Source organism: Pseudoalteromonas espejiana DSM 9414 (genome assembly GCF_002221525.1).
Taxonomy (GTDB): domain Bacteria; phylum Pseudomonadota; class Gammaproteobacteria; order Enterobacterales; family Alteromonadaceae; genus Pseudoalteromonas; species Pseudoalteromonas espejiana.
Map to the genome: position 1 here is coordinate 1,319,257 of NZ_CP011028.1, position 20,598 is coordinate 1,339,854.

Genomic DNA, 20,598 nt, shown 5'->3' on the forward strand with positions numbered 1-20,598 from the left:
CCAATAAAAAACCTCCTTTTAATTAATATTTGATTAACAATGGTTGGCTTTTAGATGTTTTTTTGTTTAGTATTTGCTCTAGTCGCTGTTAACAAGCTGTGACAATGAAAAATAATTAAATAATAGTCGCTTCTAACAAGTGGTGACACCAGGGAGAATCAAATGTTAAATAATCAAGTAGCAAAAGCGGTGCGTGTTGCACTAGCTTTTGGAGCAGCCTCAACAGCTGCATTTTCTGTTAATACAATAGCAGCCGAACTAAATAGTGATGAGCAGGTAGAGAGAATAGAAGTAACTGGATCTGCAATAAAAAGAACAGATATGGAGGGAGCTCTTCCAGTACAAGTTATAAGTCGTGCTGATATAGAAAAAACTGGCGTAACTAATGTCCCTGATCTAATCCAACAAATACCAGCAATGCAAGGTTTCACTACAGCATCAGATTCAGTAGGCGGTGGTGGTGGTGGTATTTCATCTGCTTCAATTCACGATATTGGCGCACAATACACCCTTGTTTTACTTAACGGTAGAAGGTTAGCCCCCGCAGACTCGGCGGGTACCATTGATTTAAATTCAATTCCTTTTTCTGCTATTGAGCGCATCGAAATTTTGACTGATGGTGCATCAGCTCTATATGGTTCAGATGCGATTGCTGGGGTATTAAACTTTATTCTAAAAAGCAGTGTAGATGAAACTCACATTTCTGCTCGTTACGACAAGCCACAAGAAGATGGAGGTAATAATTGGAGTGTAAGCCTTACTACTGGCTTTGGTGATTTAGATAGAGATGGCTTTAGCTTTGTATTTTCTGCTAGTCACGAAGAGCAAGAGCAATTAGCGGCTTTAGATCGTGATTTCGCTAAAACAGGTATTTTATCTTTTGAGAACCAAGGCCGTGATTTGTATTTCTTCAATGGTTCTGGAAATGCGATTCCTGGTAATGCTCGCATTCGTTATACTGATGATGATAGTGGAGAACAGGTTCGCGCTTCTTTTAACCCATATACTAATAAAACGGGAAGCTGTGCTGAATTCACTTCAGCGATAAATGATGAGTGTTGGTTTGACTATACATCTACAATTGAAATAGTTCCTGAAAATGAACGAACTAATTTTATGGTTAATGGTGAAGTTTCACTTTCTGATGATATAACTGGATTCGTAACTGCTGCATATACTAATAATAAGATGACCGCACGTATTGCACCTTATCCTACTGGATACTTTAACTTACCTTCTGATTCATCACTCGTTTCTGATGAAATTCTACCTTATTTACCAGACGATTTATCCGCAACCGAAATAGCATCGATTGATCAATACCAGGCTCGTTGGCGTGCATTGCCAGCTGGTAACAGAACCACTGAGTACGATACTGATTCTACACATTTAGTCGTTGGTGCTCGTGGCTTTAATGCAAATATTGATTGGGAAGGAGCGCTAACTTATTCTAAAAATGAACGAAATGAAAACTATCCTACAGGCTGGTTAATTGCAGAACCTTTTATAAATGCTGTATCAAATGGTGATATTAATGTATTTGTTCCATCATCAGAACTGGATGATGCAAGCAAGCAAGCCCTATCTGAAGCCGTATATAGCGGTAACTGGGCTAAAACTGAAGTAACAATGACCGGTGCAGATCTTAAAGGCTCAATGCCTGTATTTGAACTCCCAGATGGCTCTGCTTACCTTGCAGTTGGTGCAGACTACAGAATATATGAGTATAACAACGCGATAGCAGAAGCAAATGCTAATGAGGAAATCTTATTTTTATCACCTGGGACGGAATACGATTTAGAGCGAAGCCAATATGGTATGTTTGCTGAGTTAGTAATGCCTGTTTTGGAGAACGTTGAGCTTAATGCATCAATTCGTTACGATGATATAGATGCTGTTGAAGATAAAATTGCGGGAGCCGATGTTGATACTGGTGACAGTGACACAACATATAAGCTTAGTGCGCGATGGCAAGCTACGGAAGATTTATTACTACGCGGATCTGTAGGTACTGGCTTTAAAGCACCATCTTTATTAACAATAGCTCGCCCTAGAGTACCATTTGGTGTAACTGGGGGGAATTATGAATGTCCATTCCCGGATGGGGATGAGTTAGCTGCGTTCTGTTTAGATGGTCGCTCTCAATATGGTGTGTTTGTTCAAGGTAACCCGAATGTTAACTTTGAAACATCAGATCAGTATACAATTGGATTTGTATATGCTCCTACAAATGAATTTAGTATCCAAATGGACTATTGGAAAGTTGAATTGGAAGATTTGATTACAAGCCTCACCGAAGCGCAAATATTCGAAGGAGCTTCTCAGTACAGAGACTTGTTTACGACTCGTACTAATCTAGCTACAGGTGATGAAGAGCTAGCAATTATACAATCATCTGTAAATGTGGGTAAGTCTGTAACATCAGGTATTGATTGGCATGTAGGCCTTACTAATGATTTTTCATTTGGTACTCTTCGTACAAACTGGACAGGGACTTATCTCATTGAAAGTGAGTACACTAGACCAGGTACAAATGATGATTGGATAACGAGCTTGAGCCAGTTTGGTGACAATGATGCTGTGTCATTCCGTATAAAATCACAGATTAGCTCAACATTATCTCACGGTGACTTTGCGCACACACTCCGAGCAAGCTATCAGTCAGGTTATCAGGACCAATTACAAACTGCAGCAACTTGTTCTGTGACTGAGGTTGATGCATTTGGTGATTGTGTTCAAATTCAATTACGTGTGCCATCACATACATTGATAGATTACCAAACAAAGTATGACTTTATGGAAGGAGCGAGTGTTACTTTTGGTATTAATAACTTGTTTGATAAAGCTCCACCACTGTCTTTACGTACAGGCGGTGCAGGGCATCAAGTAGGTTTTGATCCGCGTTATTTCGATGCGTATGGCCGTACTTTCTACTTACAAGCTGATTATAGTTTTTAATATTAGTATTCAGGTTCCTGCTCTCACATAAATAGTGAGATAGAATTAAGGCCAGCAGCTCACGCTTCTGGCCTTTTTATTGAGTTATTCATAACGCTTCTCTGGGAATTTATAGTGGGTTTAATTAACCAGCACCTACAGTCAAGTATCTCTTAAAGCCCTGTTTTCTACTCATTATCATCCACTAACACCTACTTTTTCAATACAGAAGTATGTCATAACAATAACATAAGACCTGAATAAACTTCTGTATCAGAGAGCTATTGTAAAAGGTATTATCAGATAAAAACTGCAGTTTATTGCATATTTTGCAATAGATGATTAATTTGTAATTTGCAATTATCTAGACGGTCGCAATGCAACATTTTGTAAATCAAAGTATTTATTTGGTTATCAAAGTGTTGACCTTTTGGTTGCATTAAGATTAATATCTACGTTGAAAAAGGTACTGTAGATAATTACAGAGCGTTTTTAAAAACAAAATAACTAAAATAGTATTCCAGGGAGAATCACATGCTAAACAATAAAGTTTCAAAAGCAGTGCGCTTAGCGATTGCTTTTAGTGCAGCTTCTACAGCTGTATATTCGACAAGCTCATTTTCAGCGGAAGCTGGTGCTGAGCAAGTGGAGCGCATTCAAGTAACAGGCTCTAGGATTAAACGTGTTGATATGGAAGGTCCTAGCCCCGTTCAAGTTTTTAACAAAGTTACCATAGAGGCATCAGGCACTGAGACAATCGCAGACTTTTTAATAAAGTCAAACATTGCAGGTCCTGGTATTGATACAGCGGACGACACATTAGCTCAAGGCGGTGGTGAGGCTAGTTTCGCTACTAAAGGGTTAGGTGCTGATTACACTATTTTCTTGGTTAATGGTAATCGCTTACCAGGAACACCTACCGGTGGAAGCGCTAGTCCGGATATAAACCAAATTCCTATCGCCGCAGTTGAGCGTATAGAATATTTATCAGATGGAGCTTCGGCAATATATGGTGCTGATGCTGTAGCCGGTGTTATCAATATAATAACGAAGAAAGATTTTGAAGGTCTTAACATTTCTGCTCAGTATGGCCAATCTGCAGAAGGTGATGCAGGAACAACATCTTTGCAGATGGTAACTGGTATCTCTTCTGAACGTGGTAATGTTATGTTTTCGGCTGATTTTTACAAGCGTGAGTCTGTAAAAGCTACTGATAGACCGTTAATTGGAAGCGCGATTTCACCTACTGGTACTGACGGTAGAAGTCCAACTGGCTTTCCTGGTACATGGATAGAAACAGATTTCTCAGAATCATTCCCAGTATCTGGTTGTCCTGAAGAAAGTGTACGCCCAACTACTATTGTTGATAGTGGAACAGAGTGTTCTTATGATTTTGCGACACTTTATCAAGCATTCCCATACATAGAAAAGTTTAATATCTTTACTCGTGGTGAGTATAATGTTTCGGATGATCTAAGTATTTGGGCTGAAGGGCGTACAAGTAGAACTCAAACAGAAGTTAGAAACGGTGCGGCACCAGCGCCATTTACATTAGTTGGTGCTGATAACGAGGAAAACCCTTACGGTAGAGACATGTACATGATTCGCCGTACTGTTGAAGCAGGACCTAGAGCCCGTGATCAGGTAAATTCGACAACTGGGTTTGCTACCGGACTAGATTACTCACTAACGGATGATATATACCTTGATGCCAAGTACCAAAAAAGTTGGGCACGCCAATCAAGCGTAGGTGTTGGTGGACAAATATCTAAACAAGCGTTAACTGATGCAATTGCATCTGGTGACATTAAACTAACCAGTGCTAACACATTTGAAGATTTTGAAGCTGTTTCAGTTGCTACACACCGTCAGGGTGAGTTTGAAGAGCAGATAATGAACATTGGCCTTTCTGGCATGTTGCCTATAGAGCTTGGCGATGAAGCAATAGGCTTTGCTCTTGGTGCTGAAATTCGTGAAGAACAATACTTCGACGTAACAGACATTGCACAGCAATCACAAGATATAGCTGGTGGTGCGGCATCTAATGGTCGAGGAAGTAAAGATACTGATTCATTTTATTTAGAGCTTAACGCTCGTCCTATTGAAATGGTTGAAATTTCTGCAGCTGTTCGTAATGACTCTATTGAAACTACTCTTTCCGATTTAGGTTCTGAAACAACTTACAAACTAGCTATTGCTGTAAGACCAACAGACACGCTTTTAATCCGTACTTCATACGGTACTGGTTTTAAAGCGCCTACATTAGGTGATTTATACTTAGATGAAAGTTTTGGTGTTGTTAAGGCAATAGATACCCAAGCTTGTGATGCTGATCCTACTCAGTGTTCAACTCGCGAAATTCGCTCATTGAGTGGAGGCAACCCTGAACTCAAACCTGAAACTTCTAAAAGCTATGGCTTAGGTTTTGCTTGGGATGTAGATTTTGTAGAAGGTTTGTCTGTAACAGCAGATTATTGGAATTTTGAAGTTTCAGATAAAATCGGATCTTTAGGCGTTCAAGAAATCCTAAATAACGAAAGTGATTACCCTGATCTAGTAAATAGAATTGGTGGTCGAGTTGCTCACCCTGATGCTTATGTAAAGTCAAATTTACAAAATCTGGCAGAGCAGAGTGGGTCAGGCATTGATTACAATGTTAATTACACTTTTGATACATCGTTAGGTGTGGTTGTTTCAGGTGTAAGAGCTTCACAACTTTTAAGTTCTGAAGAGCAAACATCAGCAATTCAACCTTTATGTGAAGAAAAAGGCACTACCTCTGAAGCTGAATGGTCTTCTAGTTTCTACGCTAGCGTCACTAACGATAACTGGGGTGCTAATTTAAACGTTCGCTATGTAGGTGAAACAGTCGATCATGAAGGTGGTTTAACGTCAGGGACTTGTGATTTTGCGAAACCAGAAACCCGTCTTGAGGTAGATAGCTATACTCAGGTGGATTTATCTGGCCATTACTACGTAACTGAATCAGTAAAATTCTCTGCAGGTGTCAGGAATTTATTTGATGAAGAGCCTCCATTCTCAACAGTTGCATCAGGTGGTTGGCCTTGGTACGACCAATCATTATATGACAACATGGGGCGTTTCTACTATACAAAAATTGAGCTAACTTTTTAAATTTAATTAGTGCAATCTCAATTAAGATATGTTAATAATAGGCCAGTTTTCTGGCCTATTCATATTTATCATTAACACTTCTAATTACTACTTCTCTACTTTGCATACCAAGCTTTATATAGTCTTTCTACGGATGCAGCACCAAAATAAATTTAAAAAAAATACTCTTGTTTAATAGCGTAGATTCAAATGTAAGTGGGTAACTAGTTATGTCTAGATTAAGTGGTCAATTGTTCTTAAGCTAACAGCTTTTTCTCCGACAAGAAATTTTACATTGAGGCATTACAAACAACTGCAGATGCTCAAAGACACCAGAAGGCTATTCTAAAGAAAAGCGGTTTTACGCAATAAAGTATTACTGTGCTAGCTAAAATATCGCAACCTTCGACTTCAATAGAACTTTCTAGAAATACAGTTAAGCGAGTTTATAGACACAAATATGTTCATGCTCGGGCTTTTTTTCGTCGAAGAAGTGCAAGAAAGCCTCGTAAAATAACAGTATGATTTCGCAAAAAAGTGAACGGCCTGTCAGCCATGAATACACTTATCTGTATATTTGAAGATAAATAGTAGATGGTAAACTATACCTATATCTGCGCCGACACGATAATAAATATAGCAAGCGCAGTCACGGCAAAGCTAACCGAGGGCAGATAAAAAGTAGAGTTAGCATTGAAGGGGGCCCACAAATAGTTGATGAGAAAGGCCGTATCGGAGATTGGGAAATAGATACCGTCATAGGTAAAGGTCATCAGGCGGCCTTGTCACCATTATAGGGCGAGTCACTCAATTCACTATGTATCAAGTTAGGTGGCAGGAAAAACAGCACATGCTTTCACTACGGCGACAATAGAAAAAATTCGCTTATCACGAGCAAATCACAAAGGCATTAAGTGATCTTGTCTATTTTTCTTACTATTATAACTTATGGGAGCGCAGATTGAATGAAAACACGAATGGACTACTAGAGCAGTATTGGCCGAAGTGCACGGATTTAAAGGTGATAACACCAGCACTGGTTATACCAGTACTTGAGCAACTTAATAAGCGTTCGAGAAAGTACTTGGATTTGAAACGCCTGTAAAATTGAGGCAGGATCACTTGGCAGCTAAAGCAGCCTAAACGTTATGTACTTCAAATTTTAATCCACGTAGTTATAATTGTAGAGTTTAAAATAAGGTCCATAAAATAGTATATAGTACTTATACTTTTAATTTTCTTTATAAAAGTATTCTGCTGACCTATAGTTATCTATTTAAAAGCCCTTTATACTAAAAAGGAATTTAAATCTAACCTTATAATTTAGCGAGATATAAATGAAAGAAGTTCGATCTTTTATTAAAACAGCATCTTTACCAGAGCTAGAAAAAGCACAACAATTAATTGGTGATGCAATTGCAAAATATACTGAGCAGCTACAAGCTAAACAGGAAGTTTTGGATCTTTTAAAAGAAAAAGGACTTACGTTAGAAGATTTACAAGACGGCACATCAGATAAACGTACTAAAGTAAAAGCTAAGTATCGAATTGAAATTGATGGCGAGGTTATTGAATGGACTGGCCGCGGTCGTCGCCCTAAAGCGTTTGAAGGTGTTGATTTACAAAAGCACTTAGCCTAATAAATAAAAGAGAAGCCTTTGCTTCTCTTTTTTAATGCCTGCAATAAATTACCCGTATTAAGCTGGTATTTGTTAAACTTCCCATCTGGTTATTCTATTTAGTCAATTCATGAGTTATAAATTAAGGCCTTATCAGCAAGAGGCTGTAGAGCGTACTGTTTTACATTTTAGAAAAACAAATGATCCTGCGGTAATTGTATTACCCACTGGTGCAGGTAAAAGCCTTGTTATTGCAGAGCTTGCGCGAATAGCTAAACAAAAAATACTGGTACTTGCTCACGTTAAAGAGCTTGTAGAGCAAAACTCACAAAAATATAAAAGCTTTGGTTTAGAAGCGAGTATATTTTCAGCAGGCCTAAAAGAAAAATCACTCACCCATCAAGTAACCTTTGCCAGTGTGCAGTCTTTATCGCGTAATTTAAATAAATTAAACGAGCATTATTCTTTACTCATAATTGATGAATGCCACAGAGTAAATGGTGATAAAAAAAGCCAATACGGTAAGGTTATAAATGCTTTAAAAGAGTATAACCCCCAGTTAAAAGTATTGGGTTTAACGGCTACACCTTATAGATTAGGAATGGGGTGGATATACCATCACCATTATCATGGCTTTGTTAAAGGCAATAAAGAAAGCCCATTTAAAAACTGTATATTTGAATTACCGCTCAGATATATGATCAAACATAATTACTTAACGCCGCCAAACGAAGTTGATGCAGCAATAAGCCATTATGATTTTTCGTCGCTTGCGAGTAATGCGTTTGGGCAATACAGCAACGACGATATGAACGCGCTGTTGAAAAACTCAAAACGTGCAACACAAGCAATATTACAACAAGTGATTCAATACAGTGAAACTCGCCAAGGTGTTATGGTATTTGCCGCAACGGTAATGCATGCGCAAGAAATTTTAACTTATTTACCCGCAGAGCAAAGCGCGCTAATAACCGGCGATACCCCAAATGCAGAGCGCGATAAGTTAATAAATCAATTTAAAGCAAAAAAAATAAAGTATTTAGTTAATATTTCAGTTTTAACTACCGGATTTGACGCGCCGCATGTGGATTTTATTGCCATTTTGCGCCCTACAGAATCGGTTAGTTTATATCAACAAATTGTTGGCCGTGGCCTTCGCTTAAGTGAAGGAAAAAAAGATTGTTTGGTCATTGACTACGCTGGCAACGGATTTGATTTATTTCATCCAGAAGTGGGCGATAAAAAAGGCGATAGCGATAACGAGCCAGTACAAGTACTTTGCCCTGGCTGTGGCTTTGCTAATATATTTTGGGGCAAAACAGATTCAGCCGGTAAAGTCACTGAGCACTTTGGAAGACGTTGCCAAGGCCTACTAGAAGATGATGAAGGCCATAAAGAGCAATGCGATTATCGCTTTAGGTTTAAAGAGTGTGATCAGTGCGGTGCACAAAACGATATTGCAGCTCGTAAATGCCATGACTGCGGCGCCGTTATGGCTGACCCTGACGACAAGCTTCGTAATGCACTTAATTTAAAAGATGCGTTAGTGCTACGATGCAGTGGCTTGACTGTTACAGCGCTTAAAAACCAACTAATTAAAGTGACCTACTTTGATGAGGAAGGTGCAAGTTGCGATGAAATTTATAACTTAGAAAGTGCTGGTGGGCGGTTTGTTTTTAATAAACAATTTGCAAAGCGGGTAGGTAATGGGCAAACACCTACAGAGTTTAAAAATGCTGAGCAAGTGATTGCTGCGCAGTATGAGTTAACAGCGCCTGATTTTGTTATAGCACGTAAAAGCAAAAAGTATGGTTGGAAGGTATCTGATAAATTATTTGATTATAATGGCAGCTTTAGAAAAGCGAATCAGTTAAGCCGTTAAGCTTAACTGATTTAAATGGTGATTAAGCGGCGTCTTCGTCCATTAATCCCCATCCATCACCATAGCCGTTAAAACTATTCGCAATGCTTTCTAAGTATTGCTCAGCTTGGCCAAGTAATGTGTGTTCTGGCACCATTTGTACATGAGTAATGACTTCCCACACGCCAGTGTCTTTGCATTTTTCCACGTCGGCCGTTTGCACTAACGCATCAGAGACTATTTCTTTTGCAAATTTTTCAGCGTCAGCTTGTTGCTCAAATAAAATGAAAAAATCGATTTGGTGCATTTTACTTAAATCAACGCCAGCAGCGGCTATTTCGGCTAAAAGTTGGCCGTTATCATCATCAGGGAATTGCATTAAAAACTCATTTAAAATTAATTTTGTATTCGTAGGCACTATTGTAACCAAAATATTGTCTTAAAGCGTATTAATTTTAACTTTATACGCACATATGCAGCGTGCAATTTAGCCCCTAAATCACTATTAAGTTAATGTGTTGCTCATTATGGCTATGGTAGTATGCGCTTAATTGGTCGTTTATTTTTAAAGAATAAAAAAGTAAGGATATTTACTTGTTCAAACAGTTATTACGTTTTGTATTTTTTTTAGCTTTTTTTATAAGTACTCAAGCAAGCGCTGAGCAAAGAGTAATCGAAGATTATGAAATAAAGGGCATTAGCGGCGAGCTAGAAAGCAACGTTGAACTTTATTTAAAGCAATTAGTAGGCGATAAACCAACGCGTACTTTACAACGCTACGCTAAAAAACAAGTGCAAAGCAGTATAAAAGCACTTGGCTATTATAACCCCACCGTTGATATAGAATTTGATAAAGACGACAAAGAACTCATTGTTAAAGTAGAGCGGGGGCCTGCAACCCGTATTGAGGCTATTAATATTAGCTTAAGCGGTGAAGGTAAAGCCGATGCACTACTGCAAAATGTAATTAAAAACTTAAATTTAACGCAAGGCGAAGTGCTCAATCATGGCAAGTACGACTCTGCCCATAAAAAAATAGAGTCGGTATTACTTGAGCTAGGTTACTTTGACGCTAAATGGCCTGTACGAAAGTTAGCTGTGTCTGTGCAAAAAAACAGTGCAGTTATTACCTTTAATATAGAGACCGGTGTGCGCTATCAGTACGGCGATATCATTATTGCAAGCGAAACCCCCGCTGAGAAATACATACGTTCACTTGCGCCTTTTACTCAAGGGCAGCCTTATAAAGCGACACAAATAGCTGACTACAACCTTGAACTGTCGAGCACGCCATACTTTGCCAGCGTTCGTATTTACGCCGATATTGCAGCGAGGAAAAACGGCCAAGTACCCATTAATATTGATGTGCTTCCCAAACCGGCTAATAGCTACGAAATAGGCGGTGGGTTTAATACAGAGCTAGGCCCTAAGGTGCGTTTTAAGTGGAGCAAGCCGTGGATCACCGAAGACGGGCACTACCTAGAAAGTAACCTAAACGTTGCCGAAAAACAGCAAGATATTTCTATGGCATACACCATACCGGTTGACGACCCTAATGACGATTTATGGCGTTTCTCTGTCGGTTATAAATTAGAAGATGAACTGGCTGATGACATTTACAGTGAAATACTCACGGGGCAATTACAGCGCCAATGGTTAACTGAGAACAACTGGGTGCGTACAGCATTTTTACGCCGTGACCAAGAAACCTACCGCATAGGTGACGAACCAGAAGAAAGCACAGAAATGCTGATGCCCGGCATTAGTTATGCCCGTAAAAAATCCAAAGGGGGCACAACGCCTTACTGGGGCGAGCAATGGCTAGTTTCTGCTGAGTTTGGCTTAGATGACGTGCTCTCTACCACTAATTTAGTAAGAGTACAGCTGCAACACGCGTGGCTAAGAACCTACCTTGATAAACATTTAGTATTTTTAAAAGCCAATGCAGGGGCTATGTTGGTTGATGATATTAACAACGTGCCATATTCACTGCGTTTTTATGCAGGTGGCGATCAAAGTGTACGTGGTTTTGCTTATCAATCTATCTCTCCTGAAGACGAAGACGGCGACTTAATTGGTGGTAAATACTTACTAACAAGCACAATAGAGTATAACTATCAGTTTGCGCAAAATTGGCGTGCAGCCTTATTTGTAGATGGTGGTACTGCCACAAACGATTTTTCAGAGGAGTTTGAAATAGGCGCGGGTTTTGGTTTTCGTTACTTAACGCCAATAGGGCCAGTTAAAGTTGATCACGCATGGGGACTTACTAAAGAAAGTAAAAGTACACGTTTAAGCATTACTATAGGGCCAGAAATTTAATGTCAGTATTTAAAAAAATAACCGCTGCAATTATCGGCGTTTTAATCACGCTTGCCGTTATTATATTTTGCTTATTATTTACAGCACCCGGTAATCAATTTATTGCCTACAGTGCAAACAAAATGGTCGACGGTTTAAACATCGAAATTAAGCAAGGGCGATTTTTATATAACAACCCGTTTAATGTAAGCTTCAAAAACCAAACTACAGACTTTAAAGCACAGCAGCTTAAAATAGATTTGTTTTGGTGGCAGTGCGATGGAGTATGTATTGATAATTTAAGTGCGCGCTCAATAAAGCTAGTACTTGCAAATACAACTAACAATGAAGAAGAAACACCTTCTGAGCCACTAGCTAAAATTACCTTACCATTTAATGTAGCCATTAAAAATGTAGCTGTTAACGAATTTGTATTAAATCATGCAAGTGCTGACGTAACCGTAAATAACTTTACGTTAGCCGCAAAAGCACAAGACTCAACACTTGCAGTTAAAAGCTTAAACATAAGTAATGTGTTGGTAAAACTTAAAGAGCAAGCTGCTAAAAGTTCAGTAAAACAACCTGCAAGCAGCACATTAACCGCACTACCTGCGTTACCTAAGATAGAGTTTTCTTCGCCACTAAACCTGAGCGTTGAGCAGTTTGATGTAAAGAAAGTAGATATTGAACAAGGTGAGCAAACTCACACTATTGAAAATATAGCGCTTGTATTAAACGTAGAAAATGAAAAAGTTAATTTACAAACTTTGTCAGCTCACTACGACCAATGGCAGCTAAAGACACAACTAACCGGTGAGCTTGCGGGCAACTTACCGCTCAATGGAGAAATTGCCTTAAATAGCGATTTGCACCAAGCTAACTTAAAGCTAAGTGGTGATTTATCAGATTTAAACATAAACCTGCAAACAACGGGTCAGTATCCATTAAATTTAACCGCAACAGCTAATTTAAAGCAAAAAAATTACCCGTTTGAACTCACCGGTAAAATTAACCAATGGCTAATTGATGCACAAACGAATGAGCTGAAAATCAGCAATGTAGACTTATCAGCCAAAGGCAATGCTGATGATTACACCTTAAATCTTGATGCGCATAGCCAGTTAGGGGCATACCCAGCCGTTACGCTCACTACAAAATTAAGTGGCTCACTTACTCAAGCACAGTTAAATACGTTAAGTCTTAACGCTAACGACAGCAGCGCCTTAATAAAAGGCAATGTAAATTGGCAGCAGGGCATTAAAGCTGATTTTTCAGGGTCGTTAAATAGTTTAAAAGCACAATACTTAACAGATACGGTTACCAGTGATATTTCGGGGCAGTTTGAAGGGCGCTTTAATAGCGAAGGTGAAAACTGGCAGCTACAAATGGATAACACCCAACTGGCAGGTACGCTTAATAAAACCCCCCTTGAATTTGCCTCAAATTTTACGCTTAACAAGTCACTTAAAGCGAACATCGATAGCCTTTATTTGAGTAGTGGCAGTAATAAACTGACCTTAAGTGGCGAGGTAGACGATACCTGGCAAGTAGATGGGAAAATTACACTTAGCAGTAATGAGCAAGCCAATATGCCATTTATTGCCAATGGTAATGCCGATTTAAAAGTAAGGGGTAAACGCTTAACCCCTGCGGTTGATTTATCGTTACTACTAGATAACTTTATTTATAACGATATAAGTATTAATAACGTTGCGATGAAAGCGCAGTTAGACACCGCCGCAGACTGGCAAACAGACCTAAGCGTAAAAGTTGGCACATCTACAGTGGCTGAGCAGGTTATTAATAACGTAGAAATAACCGCCAGCGGTGATAAAACCGATCATCAAATTATTGCATCTGTCGATGCTGAGCAAGGTTTGGCTGAACTTGAAGTAAACGGTAAGCTTAAAAACGAAGTTTGGAACGCAGTGCTGAGTAATATTACGCTAAGCGATAAAAAGCTGAGCTTTAATAACAGTAAAAAAATTGCGGTAATGTTTAATACCAAAACTGCAGATTTTGATGTGAGTGCGCACTGTTGGCGTTCAAACAAAAGCGAACTGTGTATAAATACGCTCGCGCAAAATAAAAATTTAGGGCAATTTAATGCAACGCTCTCTAACTTAGCGCTTGAGGAGTTAAAACACTTTTTGCCTAATAACATTCGAACGCGGGGTGATATAAATGGCGACTTTGCAGCAAACTGGAATGATGGCGCATTAAAAACATTACGTGCTAATTTAAACTCAAATGATTTAGTTGCTGTACTTACCTCAGAAGAAGACCGCTTTAGATTGCCAATAGAAACCTTTAAAGTAAGTGCCTATTCTGATTCGCAAACTGGCCAGCTTGAGGCTAATTTAGACTCCAGCGTACTGGGTAAAATTGCCACTAAAATTAATATAGACGACATACAAAACCAGCAAACCTTAACGGGTAATATTGGTATTGATAAAATACTACTTTCCGATCTGCAGCCATTTTTAGAAACCCTAGAGCAATTAAAGGGCGATATAAGCGGCAATGTAGCACTTGCTGGTACATTGCAAAACCCACTATTAAATGGTGAGCTTAATGTAACCGATATAAACCTAGAGGGTGAGCAATTACCTGTCGTGCTACAAAAATCGAATATAAACATTTTGTTCGATAAAACCACAGCCACTATTAAAGGTAATTTAAACGACACTCAAGGCGGAAAAATAAACCTAACCGGTGATGTTGATTGGCAAGGCGCACAACCTGCGGTTAATGTGGATATTAACGGTGAGCAATTTTTTGTGCGTGCACAGCAAGGGGTTACTTTTAAAGTATCACCTGATTTAAAAATTGGCTTAGCAAATAATGCATTAAAACTCTCTGGTGAAGTAGTTGTACCGTATGGCCGAGTGATGATTGAAGAGCTGCCAGAGGGCGCAGTGCAAGTTAGCGATGATGAGGTCATTGTTGATCAGCAAACAGAGGCCTCAGAAGACGTACCTTTTGATTACGATGTAAATTTAAAAGTTATTGTTAAAAACGACGTAAAAATTGAATCCTTTGGGTTGGAGTCAAAAATAGCGGGGGATTTGGCCATAAAAATGAGCCAAGGCGCGCCTATTATAGCCACCGGTGAGCTTAACTTAATAGACGGTACCTACCTTGCTTTTGGCCAAGATCTAATTATTAGTACTGGGCAAATAGGCTTTAGTGGCTCTATTGAACAACCTTTTTTAAATATTAAAGCTATTCGTAATCCCGATACCACAGCAAACGATGTAGTTGCAGGGGTTACACTTACTGGCAATGTAGAGCAACCAACGCTTAAAGTGTTTTCTGAGCCTGCAATGGATCAAGCCCAAGCACTTGCTTATTTGCTTAACGGGCAGCCGCTTGGCGAGGGCGATAGCTCTAGCGATGCAATGCTGACTCAGTTGTTACTCTCACAAGGGGTGAGTCGCAGTGAAGGGGTTGTTTCAAAAGTGGGTGAAACCATTGGCTTATCTGATGTAAGTTTAAGTTCAACTGGCTCTGGCGATAGCACCAAGCTCGAAATATCGGGTTATGTAGCCCCAAGCTTGCAAGTAAAATACAGTGTAGGTGTATTCGACTCGCTCAGTGAAGTGGCAATACGCTATCAGTTGTTGTCTCAGTTTTATGTAGAGATCACCAGTGGCTTAAATCAAAATGTTGACTTACTTTACAAGTTTGATTGGGATTAAACGTAAAAGTATAAGGAATATATGAAAACGTTATACATCGCTGCCGCAATGGCTGCACTTACAGGCTGTGCTCAACAAAGTGAGCACAGTACACGCACCAAAAAGCAGTTGCCAGTACTTAGCGCTAGCGAAGTCATTAAACAGGCTCCAAATGATCACTGGCAGCGGGTTAATGCAGACAATATTTTAAAAATCACACTCCCCACAGGCGCTGCGTATATAGCGCTTAATCCGCAACTTGCACCTAAACATACCGCACATATAAAGCAGCTTGCTCGTGAGGGGTTTTATAAAGGCACTAATGTTTATCGTTTTGTTGAAGGTTTTGTTGCGCAAGGTGGTGATAGCTCGGGAACAAAACAAATAAAAACGGCTAATAAAACGGTGCCTGCAGAGTTCTACCATACCACTATACAGCCACTCAATATTACAGCGCTTGAAGGTGATGGATACGCGCCAATAACAGGGTTTTTAAATGGCTTTGCTGTTGCGCAAAATAGCGCACGTACACACACGTGGCAAGTTCATTGTACTGGCGTGTTTGCCATGGCGCGCGGCAACGATATTAACAGCGCAAGCACAGAGTTTTTTGTCACTATTGGGCAAGGGCCGCGTTATTTAGATAAAAATATAACGGTGTTTGGCAGAGTGCTTGAAGGTATGGAACATTTTAACCGGTTACAGCGCACTCCAATAGCTAACCAAGCTTTTAACCCTATAAGCAATATTCAGGTATTAGCCGATATTAAAAGCGATAAAAGTGCATTTAAAGTAATGCAAACAAATTCAGTATCGTTTAAACAGCTTATTGAGGCGCGCAAAAATCGCACTGAGCCATGGTTTGTGCACTCGTACAATTACGTTGATGTGTGTGCTATGCCTATTCCTACAAAGCGGGTTAACTAATACCAATTTGTGATAATACTTAATCATTTTGCTAGGCGTATGTATCGCTATCAGCGGAAAAACTCCCATTAAGAACAACTAAATAGTAAATTTTTTGCCTAGCTATAAACACATTTTCCATTCTCAAAATAGATTGCTCAATTAAGCAAACTGGTATAAAAGCTGTTAAAAAAGGAGCATATGCTCCTTTTTTAATACTCATTAGTTTTATTGGCGATTAATTTTAACCGCAAAGGGCGTATCGTTATAGTGCGTTGAGCGGTATGGGTTTATATCAAGCCCACCACGGCGTGTATATCGGGCATACACTTCAAGCTCTTTTATATTAAGTTGTGTGGTTAAATCACTATAAATGCGCTCTACACATTGCTCATGAAATTCGTTATGGGTTCTAAACGAAATTAAATAACGCAGCAGCGACTCACGGCATATTTTTTCACCGGTGTAACGAATAATAATACTTGCCCAGTCAGGCTGTGAGGTAATTAAACAGTTTGATTTAAGTAAGTGGCTGTAAAGCGTTTCGCTAACCACGCTCTCACTTTGTGATTTAAGCGAGTAGGCATCAATATCGTAGTTATCTATCTCAATATCTAAATCATCAATACATTCACCAGGAAGCGCAGTGCAAGGCAAGCAGTTATAGTCATCTGGCGCATATAAAGTGACGTTTACATCGCCATTAACAGCCTTAGATAAATCTTCAATTAAATGCTGTTTTACTACCTCGACGCTTTCAAAGCGGGTTTGATTAAAGCTATTTAAATACAATTTAAACGATTTTGACTCAATAATATGGCTACTTTGGCATGCAAACGTAAAGAGTGCCACGGCAACTTGTGGCTTACCCTTAGCGTTAAGCCACGATAACTCATAACCGGTCCAAATATCTTGGCCTTTAAATGGCAGCTCGGCTTCATCTATATTTAAAGCATCACGATTTAGCTTGCGGGCAATAGGAAAAAGCAAGCTAGGTGAATAAACATCTACATACTCAGTAGATTGACCTAACACACTACCTTTAAGGTCTGGAGAATTGCTGTAATCTGTCATGTTTGCTCTTAAATAGTTACAATAGGGGGATTATATCTAATTTAAATGAGTTTCGCAGTATGTCTGTTGCAATGCAAATAGCCCAACTTCACACGCAATTTTGTGAAAAAACCGTTAAAAACACCGCTAAATATCCGCTTATGGCACAAGACGATCAGTGGCCAAGCCCGTGTGAATTTGGTGATGTAGACACACAAGGTAATATTCAGTGGAAGGGTGTGCAGCAAAGTCCGGCAGGCTCGTTTGCCGATTTAGCTAATGCCCTTGAGCTTAGCTTTCCTGACGGGTTTAATGAGTTTTACGGCTATATGTACGGTGGCAGTATTTTGGCAAGTATTGATGGTCACCACGTTGAGCTATTGCAAGCATGGAATAAAGACGATTTTGAAATGCTACAACAAAATATGACAGGCCATGTGCTTATGAAGCGCAAACTAAAACAGCCAGAAACACTTTTTATAGGGTTAACAGCGCAAGATGATTTACTCGTAACAGTGCAGGTTAACACCGGTGAGGTATGTTTAGAGTACGTTGGTAAAAAACCGCATCATGTACTTGCGCCAAACATAGCGTCTTTTTTAAAAGCGCTTGAGGTTTAAAATTTGACGTTATTTGGGTTAAATTTTCATTTAAAATAAATAAAAATCAGCTGAGTGCTATGTACTAAGCTGATTTTTTTGTGCTGGTTAGTTTTACATTTTTAATGCGTTGGCTATTTCGTCACTGAAAATCCCACGACACATTAGAGACCAGCCCACACGGCTCGCATCTAAAATCAAACAGCCCAAACCAAGGCTCATCCAATTTCCACTCGCTGTTACAGCTTGGACATTTTCGCTCAAGTTCAGAGGCTTTATCTACACCGCCAACACGATATAAATAATAGTACACAGGCTTTTTAGTTAAAAAGCTAATGCGCTTTGTAATGTCTTTGCCGCGGCGGTATAAATCGCTTTTGGTGCTTGATATTTCTTCAAGCGCCGGAAATTCACACCGTGTTGCCCCATTAATTTGTATTTGATCGCAAGCTTGCCAATCTTCTTGCCATTTTATCAGGGTTTTGTAATCCCCATTGGCAATAGCCGGAATATTAAATAATGGTACGGGTAAAAAGTCATCGCCACAATACAACGGGCTACATGTATGCACATAGGTGGTGTATAAAATATAGCTTGAAGGCTCTTTACAAGAATCAGCGCCATTAGAGTGAATATCTTGACCAATAATTTTTACTTTAGGGGCAAGTAAACCCGCACTGTGCAGTTGCTCAATACTGTGTTTTACAAATGGGCTGTTATTTAACGGGTGCATGGCCTCTTCTGTTGGGCACATTACACGGGTAATAAAGTAGCCGTCTTTTAATACGGTGGGAAATTCTTCGCCCATAATTTGGCCATTAAAACGCAATGCATTAACTAATCGGTTAATAGCTTGCTCGGCTTGCTCTAGGGTGGTGTCTTGGTAGCAATCAAATGTTAAATCAACAACAAACATTTACAGTCTCAAATTATTTTTGCTCTAACAGGGCTAGTAGCCTATCGAGTTTTTTCTCAATGCGATCAAGCTGAGACGTTTTAGGCTCAACAGTGCTCTGTTCAGGGTTTTTCATTAAGTTATGAATTGAATCAGGGTTATTTTTGTATTGGCTTACGGCTGCAATAATAACTGGCATAGGCACAGGTTGCGCTAGGCGGCTTTTAGTTAGGGCAACAGTAGGGGTTTTGCCTTCATCAAGAAGGACTTTAATTGCATCAAATACAACTGCATTCATTAGATTTGTAACTCTTTAATAAATAAGCGCAGCAAGTGTTTGCTGCGCGGGTGCTATAGTAGCAATAATACGAAGGCGCTTAAAGCCTTGGTATGAGGAGAGGGGGGATTACTTACCTTCTTGGCGAAGCCTTACATCTAGCTCGTCAATTACTTCGCTCCATGCGCCATCCTCGGCTAGCGATTCGGCTAAAAAGTGTTGTTGTGCTTCGTCCCAAAATGGAGCCTCTTGTAAAAGCGTCGTATCTTCTAGCGAATGAGATGCAATAAACTCATTTATTTGTTGCTCAGAGTTAGGTAAACCAAGCTGTGCAAACAACGTTTTAATGTCGTGTTTTGTTGTATCCATAGTGTTACTCCATGTAGGTAAATTAAACCAAGCTTAGGCTGTGACTATAAGCTTTGCTAGTTAAACTCTCGCTGAATTGACGATTTTTTTGCTTTGGGTATATAGTTAACAAGCGCAGTTGATAAAAATAGTTTACTAACTACGTAATGAGATTTTATCTTCGATAAGGCCATTGCTTGTGAGTTTTTAAACATAATAATAAGGAATCACAATGACAGTCACCTCAGACGAACACACACTCAGCGTTCAATACTTAGCGCCAGAAGATATAAGTACAGCTGCAAGCTTAATTTATCAGGCGTACCACGATGACCCATTACTGCAAGACTTATTAGGTTATGAGCAAGCTAATAAAACTGCATACGAAAAAAAACTACGCTCATTAATTCGCGAAGAGCTTAGTGCTTTTTGGCAAGAAAAACTGCCTTTAATTGGCTTGTACCGCGATGAAAAACTAAAAGCGGTGGCGTGCGTGTTTGAATCCTCTAGTCAATTGCAGCCTGAGCGTTACTGGCATTGGCGCTTAAAACTGATGTTAAGTGCAGGTTACCTGCAAACGAATCAGCTAATAGAAAAAGAACAAACCATACGTAACTCATTAAACGAGTTGGGTGATTACTATTATTTAGCGTTTATAGCTGTTGACCCTCATGTACAAGGTGAAGGACTAGGCCGTTACCTATTGCGAGGGTTAAACGATTTAGCAACGGGTACTAGCAACGCCAAGGGGTTGGCTGTTTTTGTGACTCGTGAGCAACACAGCCGCTTTTTTAAATCGGAAGGTTTTGATGCATTTAAGCAATTAACCTTTAATAAAGTATCTGGCGAGCTGCTTTTTAAACCTTACTCTTAAAAGGCATGTAGGAGATAAGCGCTTTTACGGACATTTGCCCGTGCGATATATCCTACATTGGCGTGCGCATTGTCAGTTAAGACTGACTATTAATGCACCTTACTTTACTTAACTTAATGTATTTAATGAATATT

14 protein-coding genes are annotated in these 20,598 nt (G+C 39.4%); 9 read left to right on the forward strand and 5 right to left on the reverse strand.

Translation table 11 applies throughout. The annotated features are described in order from the left end of the window. The first annotated feature begins 162 nt into the window (after nucleotides 1-162). The 4 genes from PESP_RS06080 to radD all read left to right on the forward strand — a co-directional run bounded on the left by PESP_RS06080 (nucleotide 163) and on the right by radD (nucleotide 9,552). Nucleotides 163-2,958 carry a TonB-dependent receptor gene (locus PESP_RS06080; RefSeq protein ID WP_089347236.1) on the forward strand — a complete coding sequence of 932 codons (2,796 nt, stop codon included), beginning with the start codon at nucleotides 163-165 and terminating at the stop codon, nucleotides 2,956-2,958. Between the two features lie 513 nt (nucleotides 2,959-3,471). After that, a complete protein-coding gene (locus tag PESP_RS06085; RefSeq protein ID WP_089347237.1) occupies nucleotides 3,472-6,072 on the forward strand; it encodes a TonB-dependent receptor domain-containing protein in 2,601 nt (866 codons plus the stop codon). A 1,316-nt stretch (nucleotides 6,073-7,388) separates the two neighbouring features. Beyond that, on the forward strand, nucleotides 7,389-7,691 hold the full coding sequence (locus PESP_RS06095) for an H-NS family nucleoid-associated regulatory protein (protein ID WP_089347238.1): 303 nt from the start codon (nucleotides 7,389-7,391) through the stop codon (nucleotides 7,689-7,691). Nucleotides 7,692-7,800: 109 nt separating this feature from the next. Continuing rightward, complete coding sequence (gene radD, locus PESP_RS06100) at nucleotides 7,801-9,552, forward strand: DNA repair helicase RadD (RefSeq protein WP_089347239.1); 1,752 nt, start codon at nucleotides 7,801-7,803, stop codon at nucleotides 9,550-9,552. A 22-nt stretch (nucleotides 9,553-9,574) separates the two neighbouring features. Here radD and PESP_RS06105 read toward each other — a convergent pair whose 3' ends face one another. After that, complete coding sequence (locus PESP_RS06105; protein ID WP_089349113.1) at nucleotides 9,575-9,910, reverse strand: ribonuclease E inhibitor RraB; 336 nt, start codon at nucleotides 9,908-9,910, stop codon at nucleotides 9,575-9,577. 260 nt (nucleotides 9,911-10,170) lie between these two features. Between PESP_RS06105 and PESP_RS06110 the strand changes: the two genes are divergently transcribed. Genes PESP_RS06110 through PESP_RS06120 form a run of 3 tightly spaced genes read left to right on the forward strand, consistent with a single transcriptional unit; the run spans nucleotide 10,171 to nucleotide 16,439 of the window. Continuing rightward, entirely contained in the window at nucleotides 10,171-11,853 is a 1,683-nt protein-coding gene (locus PESP_RS06110) for an autotransporter assembly complex protein TamA (protein ID WP_371862736.1), read from the forward strand. Beyond that, a complete protein-coding gene (tamB, locus tag PESP_RS06115; protein WP_089347241.1) occupies nucleotides 11,853-15,533 on the forward strand; it encodes an autotransporter assembly complex protein TamB in 3,681 nt (1,226 codons plus the stop codon). Before PESP_RS06110 ends, tamB begins: the two co-directional genes overlap by 1 nt. A gap of 21 nt (nucleotides 15,534-15,554) precedes the next feature. Beyond that, the gene (locus PESP_RS06120; protein ID WP_089347242.1) at nucleotides 15,555-16,439 is read left to right on the forward strand and encodes a peptidylprolyl isomerase; all 885 of its coding nucleotides are present in this window, start codon (nucleotides 15,555-15,557) and stop codon (nucleotides 16,437-16,439) included. Nucleotides 16,440-16,646: 207 nt separating this feature from the next. On the opposite strand, the gene queF is transcribed toward PESP_RS06120, so the two are convergent. Continuing rightward, nucleotides 16,647-17,492, reverse strand: a complete 846-nt coding sequence (gene queF / locus PESP_RS06125; protein ID WP_089347243.1) for an NADPH-dependent 7-cyano-7-deazaguanine reductase QueF — start codon at nucleotides 17,490-17,492, stop codon at nucleotides 16,647-16,649. 59 nt (nucleotides 17,493-17,551) lie between these two features. On the opposite strand from queF, the gene syd reads away from it, so the two are divergent. Then, nucleotides 17,552-18,091, forward strand: coding sequence for a SecY-interacting protein (gene syd / locus PESP_RS06130; protein WP_089347244.1), 540 nt, complete (start codon nucleotides 17,552-17,554; stop codon nucleotides 18,089-18,091). Between the two features lie 121 nt (nucleotides 18,092-18,212). On the opposite strand, the gene PESP_RS06135 is transcribed toward syd, so the two are convergent. The 3 genes from PESP_RS06135 to PESP_RS06145 form a co-directional block, all read right to left on the reverse strand. Continuing rightward, the gene (locus tag PESP_RS06135; RefSeq protein WP_089347245.1) at nucleotides 18,213-18,986 is read right to left on the reverse strand and encodes a Zn-ribbon-containing protein; all 774 of its coding nucleotides are present in this window, start codon (nucleotides 18,984-18,986) and stop codon (nucleotides 18,213-18,215) included. Between the two features lie 13 nt (nucleotides 18,987-18,999). After that, nucleotides 19,000-19,263: a hypothetical protein gene (locus PESP_RS06140; RefSeq protein WP_089347246.1), complete on the reverse strand. Its 264-nt coding sequence runs from the start codon at nucleotides 19,261-19,263 to the stop codon at nucleotides 19,000-19,002. Between the two features lie 108 nt (nucleotides 19,264-19,371). Further along, nucleotides 19,372-19,611, reverse strand: coding sequence for a DUF2789 domain-containing protein (locus PESP_RS06145; RefSeq protein ID WP_089347247.1), 240 nt, complete (start codon nucleotides 19,609-19,611; stop codon nucleotides 19,372-19,374). 211 nt (nucleotides 19,612-19,822) lie between these two features. On the opposite strand from PESP_RS06145, the gene PESP_RS06150 reads away from it, so the two are divergent. Continuing rightward, a complete protein-coding gene (locus PESP_RS06150) occupies nucleotides 19,823-20,464 on the forward strand; it encodes a GNAT family N-acetyltransferase (RefSeq protein ID WP_089347248.1) in 642 nt (213 codons plus the stop codon). Nucleotides 20,465-20,598: the final 134 nt, after the last annotated feature.